Source organism: Deltaproteobacteria bacterium CG11_big_fil_rev_8_21_14_0_20_42_23, assembly GCA_002796345.1.
Taxonomy (GTDB): Bacteria; UBA10199; UBA10199; order 2-02-FULL-44-16; family 2-02-FULL-44-16; genus 1-14-0-20-42-23.
In genome coordinates this window covers 1-6,271 of record PCXC01000072.1, presented here as the reverse complement: position 1 = coordinate 6,271, position 6,271 = coordinate 1, and the positions used below count along the sequence as shown (strand labels likewise).

3 protein-coding genes are annotated in these 6,271 nt (G+C 43.4%); all 3 read left to right on the top strand.

Features of this window, described 5'->3' with window-relative positions:
* Positions 1 to 324 (top strand): hypothetical protein (locus tag COV43_08465; protein PIR24813.1); only part of this gene is annotated, 324 nt, incomplete at its 5' end.
* A gap of 47 nt (positions 325 to 371) precedes the next feature.
* Positions 372 to 3,362 carry a hypothetical protein gene (locus COV43_08460; protein PIR24812.1) on the top strand — a complete coding sequence of 997 codons (2,991 nt, stop codon included), beginning with the start codon at positions 372 to 374 and terminating at the stop codon, positions 3,360 to 3,362.
* Between the two features lie 59 nt (positions 3,363 to 3,421).
* Positions 3,422 to 6,010 (top strand): hypothetical protein, encoded by a 2,589-nt coding sequence (locus COV43_08455; protein PIR24811.1) that lies wholly within the window; start codon positions 3,422 to 3,424, stop codon positions 6,008 to 6,010.
* Positions 6,011 to 6,271: the final 261 nt, after the last annotated feature.

Genomic DNA, 6,271 nt, shown 5'->3' with positions numbered 1-6,271 from the left:
GTTGAAAGTGACAATGCGAAATTCTTACTCGATCGCGCTGAAAAGGCTTTGTTGCAAATTGCTGATCCAAATACGCAGGGAAAAAAAGAAGATGCTCTGAAATTTTTGGTGGAGTGGTCGCAAACATCTTTGCCTAATATCATCACCAATCAAAATCGTGCTGATATGTTCAAGCGTGTGGTTGAACAACTTGCTGAGGCAAGAGGTGTAAAGACTGAAGCGCCAAAAGCAAGTCCGGTGAAAGCAGCACGAAAACCAGCAACAACAAAACCGAAAGCAGCACCAAAACCAAGTGGTTTTAATTTAGGAAATTCATTTGAGTAATCAGTTTCACATAATTCCATAGGAATATATCGTGAAGGAGGCAGTTCATGTTTGCAGCTGGAAAAAATTCAATTAAAAAAGGAAACATTCAATATCTTTGTTATGGCGGTCTTCCGGTAAAATATCTCGATAACAAAGTGCGCCTCAGAGATGATGCACAAGATTTGTTCGATGACTTCGCTGAGCAAAAAAAGCTCAAAGATCCGCTTACAGCTCTTGGAACAGCAGCAAATACTTGTAGTGATAAAGAAAGCGCACTTGTTGATGCATATACCAATCAATGTGGAGATAACGAATCCTGTCGTGTTAATTTGGGAAACGCTCTGAAACTAAACAGAGCTTTTCTTGAATTGGCAGAGCGACTCAACCATCCAAAGCTTGGAAATAAAGTTGATCCAAGCAATTCTATATGGAGAGATTACCTAGGTGCACTACATACAACTCAACAAAACGGAAAAACTCCACTGACTAACGCAAGCTTTGATGGGCTTGTTGGTGATGCCAATCTTTCTCGTGCAGAATTCCTTCAAGCGGTAGTTGACTACTCCCTTCGTGGAACTGGTCCCATTGCATCAGTTTCAGAAGCTTACCAAATTGGCTTGCATCCTATTGTTGCGCTTGCCGTGAAAAGTGAAACAAATCCAGATAAAGGTGCAGCGATGAGCCGCTTGTATCGCCAAGCCATTGGCATGTTGCCAGATTCAATTTCTGGTGATGTGGTGATTCGAGGATCAATCGCAGATCAAATTGTTGAAAGCGTTCAATCAATTCCGGCTAATGACGATGCCGTAAAGCCACTTGCGTTAGCAAAGCTTACTCCAGTTCTATCGTACAAACAATCAACGTCTCCAAGTGAGAGCGTTGCTGTTGCTCCAGTTCCAGTTCCGGATGATCTTTTTAATGGGCTTACTCCAGACGGCGAAGATCTCAGCCTTGATACAGCTCATAATGCCGTTCGCCTCTATGAAGAAGCTGTCATCGTGCTTCGTCGAGGCAACGACTACAAATCTTTCATGAGCTTGTCGGCCTTGCTTGAGCGCGCTGCAAATAATGATGCTACTAAAACTAAAGCAACGGCTATTAAAGCAGCAATTGCCGCTGAAGTTGCAGCTGCGAAAAGTAAAGATGCTACAGCCCTTGATGCAGTGTTGAACGCGAAAGCGTTGCAAAATCACAAATTTGAAATTCTAGCCTTAAGCGAAACTGACGAAGGCAGTATTGGTTCACAACTTGTTGCAAAAACAAAAGCGTCAATGAACGACATCATCGATGGTCTTCAAGATCATGCAGTGTTGAAAGTTGAAATGAACGAAGTTGTAGACGCTCTTTCAATTAGAGAAGTAGTCTTGAAAAATATCCGTGACATCGGTCTTCCTTCAAATGTTATGTTTGGTTTGAACTTACAAGGCGATCCTGTTCTTCAAGTTCAAGTGAAACGCTTGTTGACAGAAGCTTTGGGAAAACTTGATGAAACAATCCGTGCAGCACTTATAAAAGATGAAGCAAAAGAAGCCGCATTCACAGCAGCTTTTGTACAAACCGTGAAGCCACTTATTGTTGCGCCAAACGCGCATGAAGTGTTGTCACTTACAAGTGTTACAAAATCAGAAGTAAGAGCCTCAGACGAATACACCATCACCTTGGAAACACTTGATGCTGATTGGCAAAAAGCCATTCGTTCACTTCAACTTGCTTCCAGAGCAGATGCCAACGCTTCTGCATTAAGCCTCATTCAACAAACGCAAAAAGCAGCAGAGGAGGCAGGATTTCCACCGGTAACTGCAGCTAAATTTGAAGCAGCTCTTCAAAGTGCTGTTGCTCAAGCTGTCAAATCAGAAAAAGCTATTAGCGATGTAAAGCTTACTCCAGCATTTGCTAAAGATGGAACGCTTACATTCAAAATTGAAGATGTAGCTACAGAACAAAAATCAGATTGGAAATTCTTTTTCCAAGCTGATACCTCTTATGTTCCAGGAGAAGAGAAAAATTTCGGTTTTGATATTTTTGCAGCTCTAAGCAGAAAATTTAAGCTCGGAGCATCTACAACACTCACTGCAAAAGGAGCTTTGTTGCATGTGGGCGAACCACCTCTTGCGGTTGATCCACTTGTTTCAGCATACCTTCCTGAAGAAGGTTCTGCAAAAGTAGATAGAGTTCACAACCTGTTCCTTCAACTTGAGCAAGGCATTGCAAATGATACATGGAAGCTTTCGCTTTCACTTTTGTTCATTCCTACGCGTCCCGCCGAAAACAATCCAGCGTTTGATTCTGACTTAGCGCTTATTGCTGCTCACTGGGCATATGTTTCAAGTATTGGCAAGGGAGCTAGAGCTGAGGCAAGCACTGCAGGCGACAGCCACAAATTTAACTTAGGGTTTACTTACGCACAAGTTGGACAATGGAGGCTAGATCCAGATGCGGAAAAGACCTTTGATTACGACGGCACCCAGTTCAATATATATACTTCCGGAGCTTACACCTTTAAACAAGGTGAGGGAGCAAGCCTTACACCTTCATTCGAAGCAATGTACTATTCACTCGCAGGTCGAAAAGAAAAAGCCGACGTTACAGGTTATGGTATCGGTGGTGGCTTAAGAACACAAACATCCCAACCAGGAGAAAGTGGCAAAACAGTTGATCATCTTACGCTAGATCTTGGTCTTCGACACTCTGCAGAAGAGGAAAAATCTACAACAAGCTTTGGTGCAAGGGTTCTGTGGAATGCTCTACCAGGTACGTTGAAGCCTTTTGCTTCATACATGCTGAGCTCACAAGAAGATCCCCTTACTATAGGAAGTGGAATTGCCCCAGATGGTGGTACAGGACCAGATGAAGTAACAATAAATGCTGGAGCAGTAGGAGCATTAAGCCTTGATAAAGGAAGTACTTGCCATGAGGTAACTTTAGGAACGGAATCGCCATCATTGTTTGGTTCGCCACTACTCGCCCGCTTAGCTTATAGTTATCTGCTTTGCGCTGCTGGTGGACAAGAATCAATCTTCAATGTGTTTAAGCTTGAACTTGTTTACGACAACTAAACGGGAAATGATAAATAAGATTTAACAAACAGAAAAACTTTGTTGAAGGGATTAGGGATATGAAGAATATAAAAGGGATTGCAAAATTAATGATTGCAGCGCTTATGCTCGTGACAGTGGTGTCATGTTCGGATGGTGCCAACACATTTCCAGATCGTCGCGATGAAAGTGAAGCTGCTGCCATCGTTCCGGGCATCGTAAAGTTCGAGGTGTCACGTGTGAGGGCTGATCAGCTTACTCCTAGTCAGAGCGTAGGCGATGAAGTTGTTGAAGTAAGAGTTGAAAAGGGCGATTCTGTAAAAGTAGTGTGGAACATTATCAATGCTGATACTGCTGTAATAGCTTTAAAGATTGGCACTAATGTTGAGATTACTGCTGAAGAAGCATTCGGTGATGCCGATTCTGTACTTCACTACCCACTCGATGGAAGGCTAAGTGGCGAACAAGTTATTGGGCCTATTAACGAACCCACAACCCTTGTCCTCTACGCAGTAAAGAAAAATGTTGAAACAGAATATGTTCACCGTACCGCTGTCATTACCCTTGGTGAAATTGACAACGCGCTTGATGCAATGTTTACCGCTGATCCTGTTTCTGTAGATCCTGGACAAACATCAACCATTTCATGGGAAGTGGATGATGAGTCTGCCGTGGTGAATGTTACGTGCGACAATGGTGAGCCGATTACCTTTGGTTGCGAAGGCGTTGCCATACCAGCAGATGAAAATGGCGAAGCGGCAACGATTACTCGAGGTGCATTTCATGCAAAAGGCTGTGCTATTATTGGGCCACTTACTGAATCAACAACTTGTATGCTTGATGCAACAGCTGCAGGAAAAGATGCTGTGCATAAAGAGCTTACGGTTACTGTTACAAACCCTGCCGATCAACTCAGCGCAAATATTTATGTTGATGGACAATCATCAATTGAAATTACAGCACAACGTGAAGTTGAAGTCAGCTGGACAGCCACTCCTGGCACAGCTTTGGTGAGCATTGATATTTCTGAACCTTCTGCAGCTAAGTGCGAAGGTGAACTTCCTCAAGGAACTATCTCAAGCAGTGGCAGTATTATGTGTACTGTTTTTGGAAGTGTAGATTTTACAATCACAGCTTCAATTGAAGGAGTCTCTTCTGTTGTAAGTGATGTCGCTTCAGTACGATTGGCTTCACCTGCTTTCGCAAACCTTGAAGTTTCAAAAACATGGGCATTCGAAGGCGAGCAAGTGATGGTAACAGCAAGCGTTCCAACAGGAACCGCTGAAGGCATCATTGAAGAAGTGAAAATTGGTGGAACGCCAGTTCAAATTGTAGATGGAAAAGCTTCAAGCATGGTTACTGTACCAGCTGAAGGAGTGATGGTTGAAATGACCTATGGCGGCGGAAAACCTTGGTCAACAAAAGCAGTTACAGCGTTCGTCCTTGAACAAAAAAATCTTTCCAGCGGAGAAACTGGAGTTGCAAGTATTAGCTACGATGTAAATGATATGCGCCGCGAATTTCTAGGCATGAAACAAGCTGCTTATGCAGATGGCTCTGTGCGATTGTACGATAGCGGTGCTGCAAAAACAGTTAAGTTCCCAAGTTTATACAACGCAGCATTTATGGGAAGACTTGGCGATTACGCTGTAAACGCTGTGAGTGTTCGTCCAGATAATGCAGCGCAAGTGTTTGCGGCAACTAAGGGTTTTGTGATGTACACAAACGCAGAAGGAAAATGGGAAAGGCTTACTTCATATACAATAGCTGCTTCCAAAAAAGGGGAGAATGGTTTCCACAATAGCTGCAAAGGTTCTACGGTTGGTGGAATTTCAGCAAGCGCAAAAGGCGATCCTATCAGCATGTCCCAAGTGTGTGATGTTGTTGCTCTTCCAAATGGAAAGCTTGTTGTTGCCGTAGATAACGGCATTCGCTCACTTGATATCGATGGCTTCATCGCCGATTGGAAAACTTCATCTCAAAAAGGTGCTGGTTCAGAATATCCAACCTTCGGAAAAATTATCCATGATCTTGAATTGGTAAAAGGTTCGGACAACAAGGTGTGTGCCGCAACAAGCGAAGGTGTTTACTGTAGCCCAGATGGTGCAGCTGATAGTTTCACAAAATTCGGCGACTTGTCAGAAACCTACACACTCACTTCACGTGATGGTGTGCTGATTGCTGGTACCGCAGATGGCAACATCTATTACAGTGCAGTTGCAAACTCTGCCAAATGGGAAAAGCTTGGCAATATTGATTCTGCGGTTATGAGTCTTGCGGCTGATCCTTACAGTTCAGTGCTTCTCATTGCTGGAAAATCCAGCGTGTCTGTAATGCGCGATGGAAATATCAGCGTGATTACAAGTGATGACGGCGAAGTGATGAGCGTTGCCCTTTCTGCAAAAAAACTTGGCACAAGTGAAGACAGTGCCATTATGTACAAAGTGGGCATTGGCAAAAGCACTGGCGCTATGACAGGCACTACCGTGATTGAAGCAAGCGGTAAAATGATGGAAGCAGAAGCTGATACAGCTTCGAGTATTAACGATGGAGATGCTGTACCGGTTGAAGATGAAAATGCCGAAGAAGATTCTGAAGTAGCACCAGAAGAAAATGCTTCGGAGACAAGTGTTGTATCTTCTCTAGAAGATGCAGCTAGTCAGTTTTAAGCAAATAAAACAGAATTTCTGAACGCCGAAGCTAATCCCTTCGGCGTTTTTTTTTGCTTGGTTCTTAGGCAGCGTGGCTAGTTAGGGTTTTGTCATTGCGAGTTTTGCGAAGCAAGACGTGGCAATCTCCTCGTCCAATTGCCAGAGGAGATCCTTCACGTTGTTCAGGATGGGCATAATGGCAAAAAATGTGTGCTCGAGTTACCACTATCCTAAATAAATTCAAATAGTTGTTGATACTAAATTCAAACTGGTTTCAAT

What these genes read in the sequence shown, in the direction of transcription:
- COV43_08460 (PIR24812.1), top strand. Translation starts at nt 372, where the DNA reads ATGTTTGCAGCTGGAAAAAATTCAATTAAAAAAGGAAACATTCAATAT.
- COV43_08455 (PIR24811.1), top strand. Translation starts at nt 3,422, where the DNA reads ATGAAGAATATAAAAGGGATTGCAAAATTAATGATTGCAGCGCTTATG.